This window comes from Sphingomonas pollutisoli, assembly GCF_029167165.1.
Lineage (GTDB): Bacteria > Pseudomonadota > Alphaproteobacteria > Sphingomonadales > Sphingomonadaceae > Sphingomonas > Sphingomonas pollutisoli.
Genome location: NZ_JARFNJ010000027.1, coordinates 1 through 18,442, shown reverse-complemented (window position 1 = coordinate 18,442; position 18,442 = coordinate 1). Strand labels below are relative to the sequence as shown.

Here is an 18,442-nt window from a genome sequence, read left to right as displayed (position 1 = left end):
GATTAATGGTTCTCGACGGTCACCAGATGCCGCCTGCAACCGCAGGCGCCAAATGAGATTATCGATTCTCCACAGAGGAGCGCAGTGGAATCGACCCCAATGCCATAGGCAAGAACGATCGGCGGCGGTGCGCCAACGGTGAGATAGTCGACCGGCCTCGGTGCGCCGGCGGGCTGATTGGTCGGTAGGGATGACATCGGAGGGCCTCGGGCTCGAAAGGCGGCAAATCGCCACCTCTTCGGCCCCCCTCACCTCGTCAGCGCGCGGATCCGCCGCGCTGGACGGCCTCGGCGACGCCCTGGATATCTGCGACCGCCATATCGAGCCTGCGCACCGCCTCGTCAGCGTCGCCGCACCCTTCGCCCGAGGCGATTTGGCGGTCCGCTAGACTATCGAGATGGGATCGGCGGCATCCCTGGCACGCGAGGTCCGCTCCGCTTCATTCGCCGGGCGTCAGGCTGGGCGAAGCCAATTCACGACCTCGAGTCCGTCGACGCGCTCGAACTCGCGAAGATTATCGGTGACGAGCGTGGCACCGATGGCGAGGGCGTGCGCTGCGATCAGCATGTCGTTGGCACCGATCAACGTCCCGCGGCGCTCGAGATCAGCGCGCAAGCGCCCATAATGAGCGTCGGCATCATCCTTGAAGGGCAGGACGGGAACGAGGGAAAGCAATTCCTCAACCTTGTTGGTGAGGCGCTGCGATCCGCGCTTTTCGGCACCATAGCGCAGTTCGCCGGCAACAATGATGCTGGTCGCGATAGCATCTTCGCCAGATTCGGCGATTTTGCTGGCGACCGCGCCATGAGGCTGCCGGATCAGGTCCGACAGGATGTTGGTGTCGAGCAGGAACATGGTTAGAGATCGACGGGCTCGGCCGGGAGATCGTCAATTGGACCAATGTCCTCGTCGAGCGGCTCCCATGTTTTCAGTACGGACAGAAGCGAACGTTTCGCCGCGGGCTCGATGATGAGGCGACTGCCTTCTTTGCGCATGACGGCTTCGTCGCCCGGCAGTTCGAACTCACGCGGGATTCGCACCGCCTGGCTGCGGCCGTTCTTGAAGAGTTTGACGTGACGCTCGAGGTTCATGGTGGCTCCTTGCATATGACAATAGCATATGCCGACTCGGGAAGCGAGGATTTCAGCGACAGCGGCGGTCAAGGCGTTGTGGCGATGGTGTCGGAGATCGCGCCGTAGAAGGTCGTGAGAATTGGCAGCGTCTGGGCGAGGAGCGCCGCAGGCCACTCAACATCGTTTGGTCGCCGGAAACCACCCTGCATGTAGAAGGGATGGACCAAGGCCAGCACCGGTCCGGCGGCGTCAGGAAAAGCAAGCCCCTCGTTGTTCGCCAGATTACGCGCGATGGCGAGATCATGCCCGACGGTGCGGCGCAGTCGGTCGTCGGTGAAGCCATGCAAGCTGAGCCACGCTTTGAGCGCCAGCTCAATCGAAATGGCCGTCCAGTAGTAGCGTTGCTCGGTCGTCATGGGCCCAGCGTCGGTACCTGCGGACTGTAGGAAATGTTGGGCTGTGTCGATTAGGTGACGCGCATAGGCGCGTCCATCGGTGCGGGACATGGTGGTCTCCTGCGATGGGCTGCGGTGCGGGTGTTCGATGACCTCGACGGCGCAGGCCGTGGGACCGATGACGGTGAGATCGTGTGGCCGCAGGGCTTGTCGCTCCCGCCAGCGCTGGCTGCGGGTTTCCATTTGAGCGAGCAGCTGCGCCGCCCCAGACTGATGCTTGGGAGCGCTGCGTTGGTCAGCACGTTCGCCAGGATCGAATAGTAAGGCGGCGATCGGCTGCTGATATTCGTAGGTCGCCGGCTTCCCGGCACCGAGATCGGCGGTGAGAACGGGATTCGGCCCCTCGCCGCGCGCGTGCAGCTCGACGAGGAGCGCCGTGGAATCGACCCCGATGCCATAGGCAAGAACGATCGGCGGCGGGCGCCAGCGGTGAGGTAGTCGATCGGCCTCGGCGCGTCGGCAGACTGGATGGACGAGAGGAGTGACATCAGGGGGCCTCGGGCTTCAAGGCGGCAAGTCGCCGCCCCTTCAGCCCCCCTCCCCTCGTCAGGGCGCGGCGGATCCGCCGCGCTGGACGGCCTCGGCGACGCCCTGGATGTCGGCGGCCGCCATATCGAGCCTGCGCACCGCCTCCTCAGCACTGTCGCACCCCTCGCTCGAGGCGAGCTCGATCATGAGAAAGGTGAAGAGCGTGTCCCCGGCCTCGCGGGCCTGCTCGAGATTCTTGACATGCGCGAAGTCGCCGCCGCCATAGCTGTCAGCGCAAGCGCGTTGGAACGGGTTCAGCATGGCCGGGTCTCCTCGTCGAGGGTTGCGAAATGTGCCCAGCACGTCTCGATCGCCGCATCGAGTGTGGCGCAATCGGCGAGTGGCAGAGATGCGGCGCCGCTCGGCGTGATGACCCGCGCGTTTGGCGTCCAGACTGGATTCGCCAGTCCTTCCGGCCAATTGTGAAAGCCGTGCGGATAGGCAGTGATCGAATAGGGCGCCCAGAGCCGGGGATGCAGGCGCGTGTAGCGGGCGACATAGATGGACATGGCTAGGCTTTTCGATCTGATCGGGCCGCTGCCTGCGGCTCGCCTAGGAGGATGACGGTGATCGACGGCTTGTCGTCGTCGGCGCGCTGGCGGCTGTCGAAGACCTGGCGACCGCCCAGACCGATGGTCAGCATGTCGAACACCGGCGAACGGCCGCCATTCGCGTTCGGGATGGTCGCGCCATGGTCGTGATACTGGATGTCGACGAAGCTTGGTGGCTTGCCTCGCCGATATTCGCCGAAGAAGAAGGTAATACGCCGGCCATCGGTCGTCCGGGCGCTGATTGTGAAGTTCCCGTCCGGGATATCGATCGGGAGGGTTGGGACGTCGTTGAACCGCGCGAAGCCGATGCTTTCGGCATCGGCCGCGGTCATGACGGGCAAGGTGGCAATGTCGGCCATGTCAGATCTCCTGTGGCGCAAAGAGCGGAAGTGTCGGGTGCGCGGCCGGAAGCGCCTTCGGGTACGGCAAGCGCGGAAGTGCGCGGCCTCGGCGGCGCGCCTCGCGGGTAAGCTCGAAACAGTAGGCGTAGAGCCCCGCTCGCCGGTGACGGACGAGGAGCCGTTCGCGCTCGAGCCGCCAGAGCCAGGCAGCAGGTTGCTCCAGTGTAGCCGGCCTCGGGAGGCCGAGGGCCACCAATTGGTCGATCGCGCCGGCGTGGCCCTGCTCCCCTAATCGTATCTTGGAGAGGGTGCGGCCAGAGATGGTGACGCCGCCGGCGCGCAACACGATCCTCGGCTTGGTGACAGTGCGATGGGCGGCGGATAAAGCGCAGTAGACGCGGCCGATGTGCCCGGCGCCGGGATCGCTGTAAGAGACCACGGCCTCGATGTTCGGCCGCTCGCGGCGCAGATGACGGAAGGCGCGGGCGACGAAGAAGCTCTCGCCGTTCTGCGGCACTGCATCGGTAAGGATGAGGCGTGCAAGAACGCAACCGCATTCGGGATCGTCGAACCCCGTGTGCCTGGTGATGACGGCGTTCGTCGTCGGAACGGCAAACACGGCGACACCTTCCAGAATGGCGTTTCGGCCGAACAGGCCGATAGCGATCCGGGCTGCGGGATAGCTCGGCAGATAGTGGTGCTGCGCAATGAAGGCGCGCGCCGGGCCGTGATCGATGATGTCGACGGCATAGGCCTTGGGATCAATAACGGTGAGGTCGCGCGCCCAGAGGGCGCGACGCTCCCGCCAGCGCTGGCTGCGGGTCGTTTCCATGGTCGATGTCCGTTTGGTCAGAGCAGCCTGGGCTGCCGGGCGAAGCGCTCGATGATCTCGTGGGCGAAGCGATCGGCGCCATACTGCGATGCGCAGGGAAAGAGGTCGTGGCTGCAAAACAGGCGGAAGGAGTGGTCAAGCTCCATCGCACATAGCCAGCGGGAATTGCCCTCGATGTCGAGCATGGCGAGCGAAAGACAGCGCGATCCACCATACGGCCTCGGGTCGATCGGATCCTTCGGAGATCCGGCGAGGGTCCAGAAGCGCCATCCCAGTGGGGCCGTCCGATCGACGCGCACCGATATGTCGGAACCGGCGATTTTCGTTCGAATCTCGGTCATTTTCCGGGTTTCTGGGCGTGAATCGCTCCAAATCTCGAGATTCGATCCAGAATGGATCTGTCCGGGGAGAGCGATTTTGAGGACAGCGGCGATGGCGATGCGTGGGCCCTACAGTGCGCGCGACAACCGCGTCGCACCGCCAAAAGCGCGCAAGCTTGCAGCCATCGACGAGCGGAGATGTTTCTGATTGGTGATCAGGATCTCCGGCTGCAGGCGATCACCGCGCACCGTGACGAAACCTTCAGCCGGTTCGCCATTTTGCAATTGAACGACGATGCAATGACCGCGTCCCGGCGCTTTGCCGACATATCGCGCGGTAAATTCGCCGAGGCGAGCGGTAAGACCCTTGGCCACCTTGCCCCAGCGGATATGGCCTGCGCCCAGGGTTTCTCCGGAGCGAACGCCGCGATCGAGCCAAATCCTGAAATGCGCCTTTTGCTGGATCAGGGAGTTGCGGGTCCGCTCCATGACGCGGCAGAGGGGCAGATGCTTCGCATGGGCATCGATAGCATCGAGATAGAGGCCCTGAGCCGCGACCAGAATCTCATCGAAGTCGCTGCCCGCAAGCAAAGCCCTGAGCTTCACCGGCTGGACGGGATCGGCTGCCAGGCGTTGTACGTCGTCCGCGGTTCGCAATGCCGCAGCGCCGGCGGCCACCTCGGTGACGGAGAGAAACCCGGCTGCGCAGACGACAATGATCGTTGCTTGCTCGGCCCCGGTGCGCTCGACCAGTAGCGGCATGAGTGCCGCACGAGCTTTGCTGTCGGCCGCCAATGCAGGGGACAATATGCCCGCCTCAGGCGCGCCGAGGATCAACAGGCGCCGGCTCCAGTTTGTCGGCCTCGGCGTATCCGAGGGTTGAGGCCAGGCGCTGGGAAGCGGACGCCCACGATCCGGTGGCGCGATCGACCGCGGAGACGGAGTCGGTCGATCCGCGGCGATGAACGCGCGCCGGGCGACGTCGAACAGGTCGTCGGCATCACCGCCACCGTCATGAAAGCCCGTCATATAGGCGGCGTTGAGGCGGATGTCGGTTGGACTGCCGCTTCCGGCCTCGGGAGGTCGACAGACCCAACCGGCCCGCGCGGCATACGAGCCGTTCGCGAACTGGACTGCGGCGTCCCAATCATAGCGGTGGTTGTCGCGGCCGCGCAGGATCGCGGCCTCGCGTTCGTCCCCCTCGGACCTGGCGATGCGGTCCTCGGTGAAGGCGAAATTGCGCGCCTGCCTTTGGCGCTCCTGCTCGGCATGGATCGCCTCCATCACGGGCCGCATCGCCTGAACACGTTCGCGTGTCCGCGCCATGCGTTGCTCCGCGGGTGCATCGTTGGGTAAGTCGGGAAATGTCTGCCATGCGGTCGCCATGATGGCGGCGTGGTCGGGCCGGCGTCCGCGAGAGACCCAGGTCTGCGGATCGGCAGGATCGAACGCGGCCGTCATGCGCCGCTCCTGTCGATCCGGGCGCCGATCAGCTCCGGAGTGAAGGTGGCAAGCCGTGTCCGGAGCGTTTCATACCGCGCCGTGAGATCTTGGATGCTCGCCCGCACGACGGCATTAGGCGGTGCGGAAGGGACAAAAAACCGGAACGGCAGCGTCTCGGCCGTCATTTCGGGAAACAGCGCGCGCAATATGATCGCCGATAGCCGCGATGCGATGTCCTCGATCGCCTTGGCTTGGGCGTAGCGCTCGGGGCCAGGAGGCGTGTCGAGATGCGCCATCGGCGCGATGACGTCATCGGTCCTAGCGAGATAGACGTCGCGTGCGCCGATGCCGAAGTTCGATCGATAGGGGATGAGGCGCTGGCGCTCGGGCGACAGCTCGGACATGGGCACATAGAGGCGGTAGGAATAGATCGGCTGATCCTGACCAATGCGGGTGCGGAAGGCGACGATGTCCATGGCGGCCTCGATCAGGCGAACAGGCGGGTAGCCGACGCCGGAGCGGCGCTGAGCTGAAGCTCGCGGCGGAGCCGATCGGCGAAGCGGTCCGGCGAGAGCAGATCGCGAACAGACGCCCAGCGGTTGCGATCGCCGATGTGATCTGCGCGACCGCGCACCCGGCGAAACAGCACTTCATGATCGGGCCCGAGATAGCCCAGGCTGAGCTGAACCCAGACCTCCTCACCGTGAAGGGTGATTTCGCCCGAGCAGGCCGGTCCGGCTTTTTGGGAGCGAACCTCGAAACTGTTCTCGGCGAGGTGCAGGGCCTCGGCCAGGCGGCGCATCGCGGTTCGGCCTTCGCTGTGGAATGCGCGTTTCGCGTCGTCGTCATGGCCGACCCCCCGGCGAGCGAGCGTCAGCAGCGTCGGATGGCGTCTGATCTCCGCGATTTGATCCATGCAGGCGTGACGCAAATGCATGTCGCCGGGCCGCGACAGGGTGACCGCGCCGAGGTGGCGCACGAGCAGCACGACGGCGGGATCGTCCTCCAGATCCTTACCCGCATTGCGGCAATCGGTGATCGCGGCCTCGACTGCGTGAAGCGTCGTGGCAATGGTCGTAAGGGCACTGGGATCCAAGGCCTGCTGGTGTCGGAACGCGACGTCGTAGTGCATGGGGACCTCCGGCTTGGAGCGCTCATCACGCTCGGAGCCCCTGCCCCCCTTTCCTTTTTCGCCGGATGTATATTGACCGTCCTTGGCGTGGCGGATCGTCGGCTGTCTCGATGTGGTCGATCGCGGTACCGCTAGTCACGGTTGGGCTGCCCCGTCATCCGCGACACCGGCGGCGCGCAGGAGTTCCGTCGCATCCCAACCAAAATCGGCCGAGAAGCCTTCAGCCACGCATCGTGCGTGATCGACGCCGCAATTGATGGTCGACTGGCGCAGATGATGGGCAAGCCGATCGAACTCCATGGGATTGTCGATTCTGGTCGGCTTGCGTTCGCGACGAAGCTGGTCGCGACGCTCTTCGAATGAAATCATGGCCGCTCGGCCGATGCAGGAGCAGGAGCAGGAGCAGGAAGTGCAAGCACCTCGAGATAGCGGGTCTCGACAAGTTCGGTCTTCTGGGTCCGCTCACGGGAGGTCATGTCGAGCTTGACGTAGAAGCCGGCGAAATGCGCACGAACGATCGTGCCCTCGCGGTTCCGGAAACGGTCGACGCCGACACGCGGACGCTCGAGGATGCGCACGCGGGCGCCGATCCTGGGTTCGAGCGGAGCCCATTGGGCGAGGTCATCGCTCTCGCCGCCGCAATCGTCGCAGGAGGTCGAATCGAACAGGCCGGTTATGATCCAGTCCTGGACGGCGATGTCCCAGCGCGCGGCCGCGTCGCGGGCAAGGTTCTCGCTGCCGCAGTTTCGGCACAGGGGCTGGACCGGCAGCTCGTGGAGAGCCGGTGGGGCGCCGTCGGCGCCGCACTCGGCAACAGGATAATCGGAATGAGAGGCATTCATGAAGACCTCCGGGTTGTCGGGGCATTTGGGGTTGAAAGGACGAGTAATCCCCGTCCTCGTACGAGGCGCAGGGTCCGGTGGCAGGCGCTCGCGGCATTGCTCAGGACTGGCGGCAGGGTGCCGTTCGATGGCCAGTAGTCGGCCTCCATGACGGCGGGTCTGGCAGCCGATCGGCGATTCCAGCGCCTTCACTTGGGCTCGGAACTCTGCTCGCTGAGGATTTGAACGGCCCGCCTCAGACCGGGCTCACCGGTATCGTTGAGTATTTCGATTTGCGGTTTCTTCGTGCGGATGGCGGCGATGACGGCCGCGACCGGACGCTTCTTCAGCGGATAGGTGTAGACTTGGCCGTCTTCGATCGTGATGACATTGGTCCGCAGCCGGCGGCGCAGCAACGCGATGTTCTCGGCCTCGTCCATGAGGAAGGCTACTTCATGTTCGAGCGTCGGCGGCAGCACGATGCCGTGGAATGTCCGGACAGCACGGTTGGCCTTCAACCAGGTGTCAACCTCGGCCTCGGTGATGACGCCAACCTGGCGATAGTCATCGGCGCCGCCCTGGCCGCGATTGCTCGCAAGGAAGGCCAAATGCCCATCGATCCACAGCTCCGCCGTATAGCAGGCGCAATCCTGGGACAGTTGCTTGATGATCTTCAGTTTGCGGAGTTCGATCAACATCGCGTGATCTCCCGGGTGGGCGTTACCGCACGCGCCGGAGGCATCTTCGGAACCCTGCCTCGTTGTCGGCGGCCTGGCCCAGGGCCGATCGCGCGAGCAATGTGCCCCGCATAGACGCCGCAAGCCGCCCAATAGGCCGCGACTGGGGGCTTACGGCTTCGCCAGCTGCGTTCCGCGCGCAATCGAGCATCCGTCTGGATGTCGAGCAGGATATCCTGGAGGGCAAGGCGGGCTTCGGGACTGAGCGCGCGAAGCCGGGCCACGGACGGCAGGGTCAGGATGGGATTGCGGACCTCGGCCTTGGAGGAACGCTCGCTCATTGCTGGGCTCCGATCAGGCGTCCTGCAGCGCTGTCGTCCAGCCCAACGGCGGATCGACGGCTGTCGGTTGCTCCATCGGTCACTGGCAGCGGGATCGGGACGCATTGTCCGCTGGCCAGGTTTATGAAAGCCCCGGCGTGGCCGATGGAGCCGCGACCGAGCAGATCGAAGAGCAGGGCGAGAGCGTGGCTCGCCAGAACGCGGTTTACGAATAGGGATTGCCGTTCGAGTGCCTCGGCGACCGAGCAGGATGGGGCATTGTCGTCAGGCCGGCTTTCGTCGGCGATTTCCGGGAAATATTCGAGCACGGTGGGAAGGCGTCGATGGGCCTGTCCGTTCTCGCGGCGCGGGCAGCCGATGATGAACTGTCCGTCGCTGGCCCGGTTGCCGAGATCCATCCAATAGGTCGGTTGCGTGGATCCCTTCGTCAGTTCGGCGCCAAGCGCAAGGCGCGCGGAAGCGGTGTCGACGCAGGTGATGAGGACATCGGCTTTCGCGACATCGACCGCGCCGGGTGCGCGGCCATGAACAGCCCTCCAGTTAAGACCATGGGCGAGGTTGATCCGTTCGGTGAGAGTATGGGCTTTCGAGCTGCCGAGATCGCATCGGTAGAATGGCTGTCGGCCGAGATTGGCTTCGCTGACGACGTCGTCATCGACGACGGTGACATGAAGCGACCGTGACGAAATGGCACGCAGCGCCGCGTCGAGCGAAGCAAGTCCCATCAGCATCTGCGCGCCGTTTCCACCGCAGCCGACAAGGACGATTTTGATCGCCCTATTGTCGAAGCCGGCGGGAAGATAATGGCGATCGGGGGGTTCAGGCTGCATTGTCATCTCCTGAGAAGGGATTGCGCGGCATGGGCAGGAACATGCCTCCCGCGCATAAGCGCGAGGCGATGACAGGACCGTCCGGATGACCCAGACGCCCGATCACGAGCGAGATCTTGGTTGCGTGTGCGTCGTCGCGGTCGTCTGTGGCGCTAAAGAATGCCGCGCCATGCCCATGGCTGTGGATGTCGCAGATCATGTGCCGCTGCGCCGGCAGGACTAGGGTGCGATAGATCAGTCGGGAGGGGGTAGCCTCGTCGATCTGAGGGAAATGCAGGGAGAATTCCCGATCGTCTTCGTCCCAGATGACGAAGGCAGCAGCTTCGTTGGGCAATGCCGAGAGGAAATGATCGAGAATCCGATCGAGGATCTCCCGCGGTATCAGGCCGCAGCGAAGGTTCGCCCGGCGTTCGCCGATGCTGCCATAAGGGAGATATGCTGGAATGGGGGGCGTGACGGGCACGTCGAGCTCGAGCCATGGACGTCGCACGATGAGGCTGACGCCGTCACGTCCCACGGTGAGGCAATGGCCCGTGCGAGAGGCGCGCACCGCGTCGATGGCAGGAGACCTGCCGCTTGGCGGAACCGGGAAGCAGGGTGCCGCCGCTAGGATCGCGGCCGACGTCGGATCATCGGCGAGCATGGCCATCACCTTGTGCTTCCCGCAATGCGTTGCCCCAAGGTCATCGGTTCGGCTGCCGGCCTGGCGTTGCGCGAATTGAGCTGCCGGCGATTGTTGGCAAAGGGCTTGAGGCGCTTCACCGGGAAGCGCGTCGCTTCGCGCGCGGCAAGGTCGTCCCAGAGCTTCACCAAGCCGCCTTTGCCCGTGACGGTCAACTCCTGGCCCGGATTGGGGTGGGTGGACCAGGAGTCGAACAGGGCGCGCTCGAAATCCGGGATCGCCGATACGCCCAGTGTTTTCGGCCTGGCGATATTGCCCCAGCACAGCGACCCATCGACGAAGACGTTGAGGACGGGTGAGTGGAGCAGCCGGGTTGCAGCGGTAGGTCGCTGGTTTTCGGGAAGTGCGTAGACGCTGAGAGTGCGTCTGGTGGCGACGAACAGATGTGCTGGATATGGGACTGGCACGATTGTCCGTTCGCGGAGAGCGCCGAGCCCGGCGGGTGGGGTGGTCAGATTGAAATAAGCGGGGCGGACCTGTTCCGACGTCCACCAGGCGAGCATGTCGGGATGGGCCACCAGCACGTTGTGGGGCAGGATCTCGGGTGGTGCTGCCCTGCCGAGGGCTTCGGTCCATTGACGCAGGTGCGCGCGTGTCAGAGGGGTGCCAGCGGCGATCGTCGGCCCGCCTTCGTCATTGTGCTCGATGCGATGAAGGCTGGCGAATGCGTGCCCGTCGGGTCGCGGCGCGGCATAGTGGCTGGGATTTCGAGGGGTGTCGTTCTGGTAGAGGAGGATGGCGCTGGTGAGCACCATGCCGCCGGCGGTTGCTTCGAAATGAGCGCTATGGTGGGACATAAGGGCCTCACAGTTTGTCGGGATCGAGATCGATCAGGTGCTGGGCAGCCAGCAGGAATTGCGTGCCGACCTGCAGCGACGCGAACCAGTCGGCGATATGATCGGCGTCCGGCAGCGGGCAAATCCCGGCGACGTCCATGAAGCCGTATTCCATGCCGTGGCGCCCGACATCGTCGACTTCGGCTGCGAAGAGTTCGACGGGAACGAGGGTCAGCGGCGGCAATGCCGAACATTCCTCGATGCCGGGGACATATGCGTAGAGGGTCTCGGAATCGAAGTGCCAGGCGTTGCGATCCTCTGGCAGGCGCCGGAGAGCGCCGTGGGTCTGCCGTAGCCTGCGCAAGGCTTTCCGCAGGGCGGCGGGGAGGTCGCCAAGCGGCGCTGAACTGGCCGAATTCATCCATTCGGGCTTCTTGGCGTTCATGGTCGACGGCAGGGTGAGCTCGTCGAGATCGTCGGGGTCGGCGCCCTGGTAATTGATGAGGCTTTGACGCGCGCCCTCATCGTCGGTTTCGCCGTCCCAATAGTACATCGAGAATTCGTCGAAGAGGTCCTGGTAGTTGAAGATCGGCAAGGCACTGCCCAGGGTCTGTTCGAGCGCCGCATAGGCGGCCGCGCGCCAGGGAATGGGCGTATCGCTGCTCTCGATCCATCCGAGATCCAGTTGGCCCATGCTGTCGCAGATGAGGGCGATCGCGGGGGGGCCGACGGCCTCGCCATTGAGGACGACGATCCGCAGGTCCGCAAGCGCAAGCGGGTCCAGGGCTTCCAGAACCGCATCGTTGAAGGCACGCTCGATGCGCCGGCGCGCTTCGCCGCGGGTGTACCGCCTTGCCGACTGATGCCGCGACGCTACCCAACTCCCGATCAGCTTGTGATGGGGCGCAAGCGGCTGGTCGAAGGCGATGGGGATGTCAGGTGAGATTTTGACGGATCGGCCGGCAAGGTCAGCCGAGCGGGGGAAGTCGCAGACTGGCGGGCGATTGAAGAGGTTCGACGGCTTCGTCTCGCTGCGAACCCGGGTCGAGGCTGATCTGGACATGGATGGCCTGGGCCTGCTTGCTGCAGGAGGGCTGGGGAGGACCGGTTGTGTTGCCATCGTCGATCTCGATCCATGCGAGGAGAGTCTTGCGAGGTGCGGCAGGGATGGCCGCGCCGTTGCGGCGCGCCACGTTCAGCCCTTCGTGCCGACAGCGCGGCGGTATTCGGTGACATGAACGCCGCCGGTCACACCGGCATCGACCAGTTCGGCGTTGAGGATCGCCGGATAGAGCGTCGCGTGGTAGGCGCGGAGACCCTGGGGGTCGTTGGCGAGATGCGGCGGGATCGGAAGATCGATGCCGTCATATCGATAGGTTCGGGCGAGATGGTTGATCTGCATCGGGGGTTCCTCGTTGATGGTTGGAGAGCGCGTGGAGCCGACCTGATCACCACAGGCTTGCCGGTTCATCCGATTTAGCCTCGGCCGGGAGAGCGCTCGGCGCAGGAGCGGTGGGCGCGCTGGCCGAAGTGGACGATCTGGTTGTCGCAGAGGCGGCTTTTGCCTTGGCCACTTCCGCAGACGCCACCCGCGCTGCCTCGGCGGTTTCGCGCTGCTCTGCGATCTGGTCGGCGAGCGTCTTGCGCGTCGTGATCAGTTGGCCGAGCGCCCCGTCCGCCCCCTTGGCGAGTTCCGCATCGATCTCTGCGGCGGCCGCGGTGATCGAGATTGGCCGGGTTTCGCCGGACTCAAGGCTATGGGCTTTGCCTTCTGCATTGCGCGGAATGACGGTCAGGGTGACCGTGCCGTCAGGGCCGGCGACGAGGTCGAAGCCGAGTGAGTAGCGGTCGAGAAGCGGGAGAAGGCTGGCGATCAGCATGGCTTTCAGTCCTTATTCGAGTGGGTGAAGCGTCGGTCAGGCGGCGAGTTCGGTGGCGCGAGTTTCGAAGGCCGGGGGGACGGCGATCGAGGGCGGGCCATATTTTCCGTCGAGCGTCATGGAGCTTGGCAGACGGCCGGCCCAATCGAAGCCGACCGCGTTGAGCATGCCCGCGATGAGTTCGGTTTTTTTGGAACCGAGCAGCTTTGCGAACGCCTTTTCACCGATGTGCGCGACGAGACCGCATTCCTGGGCGATGAATTTCAGCTCGTCCTTGGTGTATCGTTCGAGAAAGGAACGATCGACTTGCCAGCCTTGGCGGATGTCGATTTCGAACGCTTGGGCAAGGTCTGCGACATGCCCGAAGGACTGCACGTCCCGCGCATAAGCCGCCCCGATCGCAGAAAGCGCGGTTGCGGCCTGTGCGTTTGACAGCGCGCGGATGTCCTCGATCTTCGCCGTGAAGCTCAGGTCCGGGAAGGACGGGTTGACCAGGAGCCCGGCGCGGGAGGTCAGCGTGCTCGCCTTGATCTGCGAGAGCGTGCCGGTCAGTGCGGCGACGAGGATCACGGTATGGGCGTGCGCCGCATTGTCCGCGAGATCCCGGGCCAGCGCGGTTCGCCACGTCGATTCACGAAGATCAGAGGTGCGGCCGGCGATCGATTTGACGGTGACGGCCGGGCCATTCGTGCGGGCAGTCGTCTTCACGGTCGCGCCGGCGGATAAAGGTCGGGGGATGATCGCGGTTCGTCCGGCGGAAGACGTGGACTCGTCTACCGGTCGATCATGGTGAGCAGCCGACGCGGTGTCCTCGTCGGTGGAATCATCGAGTTCGTCATCGTCCGCTTCCGAGGTTTCGGCTTCGACCTGCGCGGCAGCCGCGGCGCGCTCCTGCTCTTCGAGGCGAGTCTTTTCGACCGCCTCGGTTTTGAGCTGGAAGCATCCCGGATTGGTACAGTGGCCGTCGTCGACGTGGGTCTCGAACAGGGCGCGCTGTGTTGCCGAGTTGAACGGGCAAGTGATGCACTCCGTCTTGTCGAAGCAGGCATTGGCGAGGCTCTGCGTGACGCGCATGAGCAGATCGCGCGTTTTTCCGATGTCGAGACCGGCGGCGAGGATCGTCTCGAGGGCCTTGTCCTGCTTGTCTGCGGGAACAGCAGCGAGCAACTCAGCATGCCCGACCTTGATCCGGCGTTCGTCGAGAGCGAATTTGACGGTCTCGGAGAGGCTGGCAAGCGCCAGACGGCGATCGAGCTTGGCCCGCGACCAGCCTAGACGCCGGACGGCTTCAGCACGATCATTCTGGCATGCTGCGAGAACGCGAACGGCAGCGTCCGCCTGTTCGGTCTCGGATGCGTCGTCGCGGACATCATTTTCGTCGATGGCAGCTTCGAGGGCCTCTTGATCGGTCATCTCGCGGATGATGACCGGCACTTGCGCCTCGAGGCCAAAGGCTTCGACGGCGGCCCTGTACCGTCGCCCACCGGCAATAATGGTGTAGCTGTCGTCGGTGTCCGGTGCCGGACGCACCAATATGGGCTGGAGCATGCCCCGCAGACGAAGGGACTCGACAAGCTCGTCGTGCTTTTTCCGGTCGAAATAGCGGCGCGGATTATATCCGGGGGCGATCCGGGCGAGCGGGACGATGGTGGTCCCGGTGGGATGCGATGCGGTCAAGGCGAATCTCCTTGTGGGGTGTGCGAGGCGCTCCCTTCACGGTCGCGGACCTTCTTTCCGGCGAGCCTGATGCTCACCCCCTCCGATCCCCCTCCCCTCACTCAGCCGGCGAGGCTGTCCCGGTAGATGTCGGCCGCCCATTGCTCGATCCACGGAGCGGTCAGTTCGTCGTGGTCGAGCTCTCCGGCCTCGATAAGGTCGCGTATCTCTGCGCGTGCCTGGGCGATCGCCTGTTCCCAGGGGTCGAACGGCGTGCAATCGGTGGGCGGAGGCAGGGATTGGGGAAGCTGCAACGGTCGACCGGCGAGGCGCGCGCGCTGCGCGTCGATCCAGCCCTCCATGTGATCCGCGACCAACATATCGGTCTTCGGTACGCCGCGGCGGAACGCGGTCCGGCGCGCGCTGATGCCGTAGGCCTGACTGTCGATCGACGCGACACGGCGGCCGTAGGGGAGAAGGAAAGGCAGAGCCGTGCCTTTGACGCCGAAGAGATGCAGGCCGACGCCGGAGGGCAATATTTGATCGAGATGATCGATGACGGCAATCAGGCCCTCGGGACCATGAATCTCCCGGCGGCACATACTGCCGACACCGACAGGCATACCGGGGCGGAGCGAGTGCCACAGGGCATCGACACAGCGCTCATAATCGTCTGGTCGGCGGCCCTGGATCACTGGCATCAACGTGTCGGCAATGCCGTAATCCTCCGCCAATTTCCGGCAGTCGCGATTGGCGCGGATCGTCCGTGAGAGACGGTCGATGACTTCTTCTCGGTCGCGGGCGATTTCGGATTCGACGCAATAATCGGCGCTGGCCCACCAGCGGAAGGGATAGGCCGAGGCGAGCGCGACATAGTCGGCGATCGACCAGGGAAAGCCACCGTACCGCGCGGCAGCGACGAAGCCGGCCGAATCCAGGCAGAGAGCGGACAGCCCGCGCGCATTCTGCAACTGATGGGTCCGCCAGCCCGCCCACTCCCGCCAGCCTCGCTTGGTCGACCAGCGCGAGAGCCCGTTCGCGGAAATGAGCGCTGTCTGCTGAAGGGACCGAGCGCGCGCGAGAAGCGCGCCTTCATTGAGGTGAGGTAATCCCACAATGATGTCGATCGGCATCGATATCACCTTCCAACGTATGTGGTGGTGCGCTTGACCGTCGCGCGTGTTCACGGTACGTTCCGAGTGCTGGAGACGTGCAATGAAGAAGACCGCTTTTCACGATCGATTTGATCTCGACATCACGCTGCGCGACGCAGCTTTGGACGCTGAAAACCGGCCCACACGCCGCATGATCGCGAACGCGGCGATCGGCATGGATGTCGAAGATGCCTATTATTCGGTCAGGGAGCTTCGCGAGGCGGTCGCATGGACCCATGAGGGCGACGTAGCCGCCAAGCGCAAGCTGGCGGAGATCCTCGCCAATGACGGCGCGGACGATTTCCAGCGCTGCATCTACTTCTGTCTTGCGGGCCGGGGGGTGGTCGACATGCTCGATGATCTCGAGTGGCTCGAAGATCTGCTGGAGCGTCGCGGGCGTGTTGCCGGCGAGGTTCGCCGGATGAAAGCCCGGCGGATGCCGCTGACGAATCCCTATGTTGCGGACGCCCCGGACGGGCCGTTGGTCAAGCTGGATGGTGACTTCGAGCAAGGTCCTTCATGGTGGGCCGATCCTTCCCTCACCGTCTAAAGCGGTAGCAGCGCAAGCCTTGTCCTTGCGCTGCTACTATCATCGCTCGCACTGTAGGCGCTCGCCTCGCCGCCAATTCAAGGGCTCGATCCAGCGTCCGGACAAGGCCCCTGCCCTGCTCGCCTTCGCCTGCGAAAACGCCGCCGCGTATCGCTTGGCACGCTGAGGATCGCCGCGAAGATATTGGGCATCCGGGATCGCCAGGCCGGCGCGGATCAAAGTTTCGCCGAGATCCTCGCCGTCTACGGTCACGATCGCGACTGGGCGCCCATAGGTGCTCGACGGCGTGAGTTTGACGTCCGCGGTTTTACCGCGGAGCATGTTTGCGGCAAGATCTTGGGCAGCCTTCCCGCACTGCCAGCAACCGCCACGGCGTTCGCACATTTGCCGCCGCTCGAATGCGTCGACGCCGAGAAGGCGGAAATCGACGGCCACGGTGTCGCCATCGAGCGCGCGCGCCCTGGCTTCGAAGGTCCGGTCGGCCGGCGCCTGGGACGAAGCACCGCCCGAAGCGACCGCGAATGCGGCGAGAAGAATCGCCCGCATCAGGAAACGATCTCGACTTCGACGTGAGCACCCTGCGAGGGCGATGTCGAAACGCAGAACGGCTGCAGTGGATTGCCTGTCCGAACAATGCTGACGCGCCCCGACTGCGCGTCGAAAAGCCGAGAGGCGACGCGGTGGGCGTTCTCGCGGCTGCACAAGAGATAGCGCTTGGGCGAAAAGTGGGTGGCTAGGGCAGACATGACAGATCCTCTTAGCGGAGATCATGGTCCGGGCGCTCCGGCTCATGCAAATATTGTCTTGTGAACCTTGGTCACCGGTACGACCGTCCAGTCCCGCTCCATGAAGCGGCTGATCGCATAGCCGTGGCGGGTCTCAGGATCCCTGAAACTAAGTCGGCGGCCACGTTTGACGACGATGAACTCATCACCGACATGGCCGTCCGAGAAGGTGAGCGCTGAGGCAAGCTTGATGCGATCGCCATCCTCGATCTTGCGAGCGCGCCGCGTGAGATTGGCGCGGCAACGGCGGCGCCAGTCGAGCGCATATTCCTTATCGGTAGGAGTGAGAAGATCCAGGATGTGGGCGGGACAATTATCCTCATATGGACCGACGGATTCGTCCATATCCTTATATCCAAAATTTTCCCCGGTCTTGCTCCTGGGGTTCCACATCACCTTGCAGACGATGGCGAAAACCTCTTTGCCAACGCCATCCACCATCACTTGGGCAGCTGCGTAATAGGTGCGGTTCTGCGGACAGGACGAAGCGAGCAGCTTGAGCCCTTTGACGATCCCATCGACGTCCCGGCTGTAAGTGAACTGCGCGTCGAGATACGCCTTGGCGGTCGCGTGACCGCCCATGTGATAGCGAGACATTGTGAGCCAGCCCATGCGGGGTCTCCTCAGATTTGGGTGATTTTACCAGTCGTGGACGGGAAGCTCACCGATCGGCGGGCAGTCACGGTCGAACTGAATCCACGCGGCGCCCGCGCCTTCGGCCAGGGCGAGACAGGCCTGCAGCGAGGACGGCATGGTATCGCGACCGGGGGATTGAACCCAGATGAACCAGCCATAGTCCTGCCAGCGCTCGGCGACGATCTGTCCCTGCCAGATGGCAGGGACATCGCGGGCCGCGATCGGAAGTGGGTGTTGAATGAGTGCATCGAGCTCCCTTGCGGTCTGTTCGTCGACATGGCCGGTCGAGAGACAGGCGAGGATTTGGGTTTCGAGTGCCATGGTGCTCCTCCTTCAGGCAGCTTCCGCCAGTAGCACGTCGGCCTCGGCCGATGACATAGCCTGCGGTGCCAATGCCGGGTCGGCGCCGAACGCCAGCATGTAGTTGAACGCCTGCTCCGCCTTGGACGCGGCGTGGATGATGGCAGTCTTGTCACCGCGCAGGATGCCGAGCCAATGCCCTACGTAGCTGGCGTGGCTGTCGTGCAGTTCGTTGGGCAGACCAAGATGCGCGCAGACGAGCCCACTGCCGATCTCGGCGACCAGCTCTTCGAAACTGTAGGCTTTGTCGCCGAAACGCTTCCCAAAGGTCCGCGCGAGCCGGCGGCTGCCGCCGGCCCAGTGGGTCGTCTCGTGCGCGCGGACCGACGCATAGTGATCCATGGTGCGGAACGTCCGCTGGTGCGGCATTTGAATGATATCGAGGGTCGGTGCGAAATAGGCTTGGTCCCCGCCGTGCCGGACATCGGCGGGGATCGCCTCGAAGAAGCGGTCGATCTCGGCTTGATGCGCGGAAGGGTCCATCGGCGTTGGCTCTTCGATCGCCGGGTAGTAATGGGCGGGCAGGCCATCGATCTGGTCGGGTAGGGTAGGCCGGCAAGGTCTCAGAGAGAACATTGCTCGGCCCCCCTCCGAACCGGACGTGCACCTTTCAGCGCAT

Annotated in this window: 28 protein-coding genes; 2 read left to right on the top strand and 26 right to left on the bottom strand. The window is 64.2% G+C overall.

Annotated features, from left to right (window positions below):
* Positions 1 to 453 precede the first annotated feature (453 nt).
* The 11 genes from PX554_RS25680 to PX554_RS25625 all read right to left on the bottom strand — a co-directional run bounded on the left by PX554_RS25680 (position 454) and on the right by PX554_RS25625 (position 6,675).
* Positions 454 to 855 carry a type II toxin-antitoxin system VapC family toxin gene (locus tag PX554_RS25680; protein ID WP_275504957.1) on the bottom strand — a complete coding sequence of 134 codons (402 nt, stop codon included), beginning with the start codon at positions 853 to 855 and terminating at the stop codon, positions 454 to 456.
* Between the two features lie 2 nt (positions 856 to 857).
* Positions 858 to 1,091 carry an antitoxin gene (locus PX554_RS25675; RefSeq protein WP_275504956.1) on the bottom strand — a complete coding sequence of 78 codons (234 nt, stop codon included), beginning with the start codon at positions 1,089 to 1,091 and terminating at the stop codon, positions 858 to 860.
* 68 nt (positions 1,092 to 1,159) lie between these two features.
* Positions 1,160 to 1,711 (bottom strand): hypothetical protein, encoded by a 552-nt coding sequence (locus PX554_RS25670; protein ID WP_275504958.1) that lies wholly within the window; start codon positions 1,709 to 1,711, stop codon positions 1,160 to 1,162.
* Between the two features lie 363 nt (positions 1,712 to 2,074).
* Positions 2,075 to 2,317 carry a hypothetical protein gene (locus tag PX554_RS25660; protein ID WP_275504955.1) on the bottom strand — a complete coding sequence of 81 codons (243 nt, stop codon included), beginning with the start codon at positions 2,315 to 2,317 and terminating at the stop codon, positions 2,075 to 2,077.
* On the bottom strand, positions 2,311 to 2,565 hold the full coding sequence (locus tag PX554_RS25655; protein WP_275504954.1) for a hypothetical protein: 255 nt from the start codon (positions 2,563 to 2,565) through the stop codon (positions 2,311 to 2,313). Before PX554_RS25655 ends, PX554_RS25660 begins: the two co-directional genes overlap by 7 nt.
* 2 nt (positions 2,566 to 2,567) lie before the next feature.
* Positions 2,568 to 2,966, bottom strand: a complete 399-nt coding sequence (locus PX554_RS25650) for a hypothetical protein (RefSeq protein ID WP_275504953.1) — start codon at positions 2,964 to 2,966, stop codon at positions 2,568 to 2,570.
* A 1-nt stretch (position 2,967) separates the two neighbouring features.
* Positions 2,968 to 3,780 (bottom strand): Mom family adenine methylcarbamoylation protein, encoded by an 813-nt coding sequence (locus tag PX554_RS25645; protein ID WP_275504952.1) that lies wholly within the window; start codon positions 3,778 to 3,780, stop codon positions 2,968 to 2,970.
* A 17-nt stretch (positions 3,781 to 3,797) separates the two neighbouring features.
* Complete coding sequence (locus PX554_RS25640; protein ID WP_275504951.1) at positions 3,798 to 4,121, bottom strand: transposase; 324 nt, start codon at positions 4,119 to 4,121, stop codon at positions 3,798 to 3,800.
* A 108-nt stretch (positions 4,122 to 4,229) separates the two neighbouring features.
* Positions 4,230 to 5,561, bottom strand: coding sequence for a hypothetical protein (locus PX554_RS25635; RefSeq protein ID WP_275504950.1), 1,332 nt, complete (start codon positions 5,559 to 5,561; stop codon positions 4,230 to 4,232).
* Positions 5,558 to 6,019 (bottom strand): hypothetical protein, encoded by a 462-nt coding sequence (locus PX554_RS25630; protein WP_275504949.1) that lies wholly within the window; start codon positions 6,017 to 6,019, stop codon positions 5,558 to 5,560. Before PX554_RS25630 ends, PX554_RS25635 begins: the two co-directional genes overlap by 4 nt.
* A gap of 11 nt (positions 6,020 to 6,030) precedes the next feature.
* Complete coding sequence (locus PX554_RS25625) at positions 6,031 to 6,675, bottom strand: hypothetical protein (protein ID WP_275504948.1); 645 nt, start codon at positions 6,673 to 6,675, stop codon at positions 6,031 to 6,033.
* Between the two features lie 141 nt (positions 6,676 to 6,816).
* On the opposite strand from PX554_RS25625, the gene PX554_RS25620 reads away from it, so the two are divergent.
* On the top strand, positions 6,817 to 7,038 hold the full coding sequence (locus PX554_RS25620) for a hypothetical protein (RefSeq protein WP_275504947.1): 222 nt from the start codon (positions 6,817 to 6,819) through the stop codon (positions 7,036 to 7,038).
* A 2-nt stretch (positions 7,039 to 7,040) separates the two neighbouring features.
* Here the strand turns inward: PX554_RS25620 and PX554_RS25615 are convergent, their stop codons facing one another.
* From PX554_RS25615 to PX554_RS25565, 11 genes are all read right to left on the bottom strand, one after another.
* A complete protein-coding gene (locus tag PX554_RS25615) occupies positions 7,041 to 7,709 on the bottom strand; it encodes a hypothetical protein (protein ID WP_275504946.1) in 669 nt (222 codons plus the stop codon).
* Entirely contained in the window at positions 7,706 to 8,194 is a 489-nt protein-coding gene (locus PX554_RS25610; protein WP_275504945.1) for a hypothetical protein, read from the bottom strand. The genes PX554_RS25615 and PX554_RS25610 overlap by 4 nt, the downstream gene beginning before the upstream one ends.
* A complete protein-coding gene (locus tag PX554_RS25605; protein ID WP_275504944.1) occupies positions 8,188 to 8,514 on the bottom strand; it encodes a hypothetical protein in 327 nt (108 codons plus the stop codon). Before PX554_RS25605 ends, PX554_RS25610 begins: the two co-directional genes overlap by 7 nt.
* Positions 8,511 to 9,344 carry a PRTRC system ThiF family protein gene (locus tag PX554_RS25600; protein ID WP_275504942.1) on the bottom strand — a complete coding sequence of 278 codons (834 nt, stop codon included), beginning with the start codon at positions 9,342 to 9,344 and terminating at the stop codon, positions 8,511 to 8,513. Before PX554_RS25600 ends, PX554_RS25605 begins: the two co-directional genes overlap by 4 nt.
* Positions 9,334 to 9,993 (bottom strand): PRTRC system protein A, encoded by a 660-nt coding sequence (locus PX554_RS25595; RefSeq protein ID WP_275504941.1) that lies wholly within the window; start codon positions 9,991 to 9,993, stop codon positions 9,334 to 9,336. Before PX554_RS25595 ends, PX554_RS25600 begins: the two co-directional genes overlap by 11 nt.
* A complete protein-coding gene (locus PX554_RS25590) occupies positions 9,993 to 10,823 on the bottom strand; it encodes a PRTRC system protein B (protein WP_275504940.1) in 831 nt (276 codons plus the stop codon). The genes PX554_RS25595 and PX554_RS25590 overlap by 1 nt, the downstream gene beginning before the upstream one ends.
* A gap of 7 nt (positions 10,824 to 10,830) precedes the next feature.
* Entirely contained in the window at positions 10,831 to 11,865 is a 1,035-nt protein-coding gene (locus PX554_RS25585; protein ID WP_275504939.1) for a hypothetical protein, read from the bottom strand.
* A gap of 132 nt (positions 11,866 to 11,997) precedes the next feature.
* A complete protein-coding gene (locus PX554_RS25580; RefSeq protein ID WP_275504938.1) occupies positions 11,998 to 12,204 on the bottom strand; it encodes a PRTRC system protein C in 207 nt (68 codons plus the stop codon).
* 46 nt (positions 12,205 to 12,250) lie between these two features.
* Positions 12,251 to 12,682 carry a PRTRC system protein E gene (locus PX554_RS25575; protein WP_275504937.1) on the bottom strand — a complete coding sequence of 144 codons (432 nt, stop codon included), beginning with the start codon at positions 12,680 to 12,682 and terminating at the stop codon, positions 12,251 to 12,253.
* Between the two features lie 36 nt (positions 12,683 to 12,718).
* On the bottom strand, positions 12,719 to 14,359 hold the full coding sequence (locus PX554_RS25570) for a PRTRC system ParB family protein (protein WP_275504936.1): 1,641 nt from the start codon (positions 14,357 to 14,359) through the stop codon (positions 12,719 to 12,721).
* A gap of 101 nt (positions 14,360 to 14,460) precedes the next feature.
* On the bottom strand, positions 14,461 to 15,471 hold the full coding sequence (locus tag PX554_RS25565) for a deazapurine DNA modification protein DpdA family protein (protein WP_275504935.1): 1,011 nt from the start codon (positions 15,469 to 15,471) through the stop codon (positions 14,461 to 14,463).
* A gap of 82 nt (positions 15,472 to 15,553) precedes the next feature.
* On the opposite strand from PX554_RS25565, the gene PX554_RS25560 reads away from it, so the two are divergent.
* Positions 15,554 to 16,042 (top strand): hypothetical protein, encoded by a 489-nt coding sequence (locus PX554_RS25560; RefSeq protein ID WP_275504933.1) that lies wholly within the window; start codon positions 15,554 to 15,556, stop codon positions 16,040 to 16,042.
* A gap of 39 nt (positions 16,043 to 16,081) precedes the next feature.
* Here PX554_RS25560 and PX554_RS25555 read toward each other — a convergent pair whose 3' ends face one another.
* From PX554_RS25555 to PX554_RS25540, 4 genes are all read right to left on the bottom strand, one after another.
* Positions 16,082 to 16,588 (bottom strand): thermonuclease family protein, encoded by a 507-nt coding sequence (locus PX554_RS25555; protein WP_275504932.1) that lies wholly within the window; start codon positions 16,586 to 16,588, stop codon positions 16,082 to 16,084.
* A 242-nt stretch (positions 16,589 to 16,830) separates the two neighbouring features.
* A complete protein-coding gene (locus PX554_RS25550) occupies positions 16,831 to 17,439 on the bottom strand; it encodes a DUF6927 domain-containing protein (RefSeq protein ID WP_275504931.1) in 609 nt (202 codons plus the stop codon).
* Positions 17,440 to 17,466: 27 nt separating this feature from the next.
* Positions 17,467 to 17,784, bottom strand: coding sequence for a DUF5983 family protein (locus tag PX554_RS25545; protein ID WP_275504930.1), 318 nt, complete (start codon positions 17,782 to 17,784; stop codon positions 17,467 to 17,469).
* 12 nt (positions 17,785 to 17,796) lie between these two features.
* The coding region (locus PX554_RS25540) for an ArdC family protein (RefSeq protein ID WP_275504929.1) at positions 17,797 to 18,442 on the bottom strand (646 nt) is incomplete at its 5' end.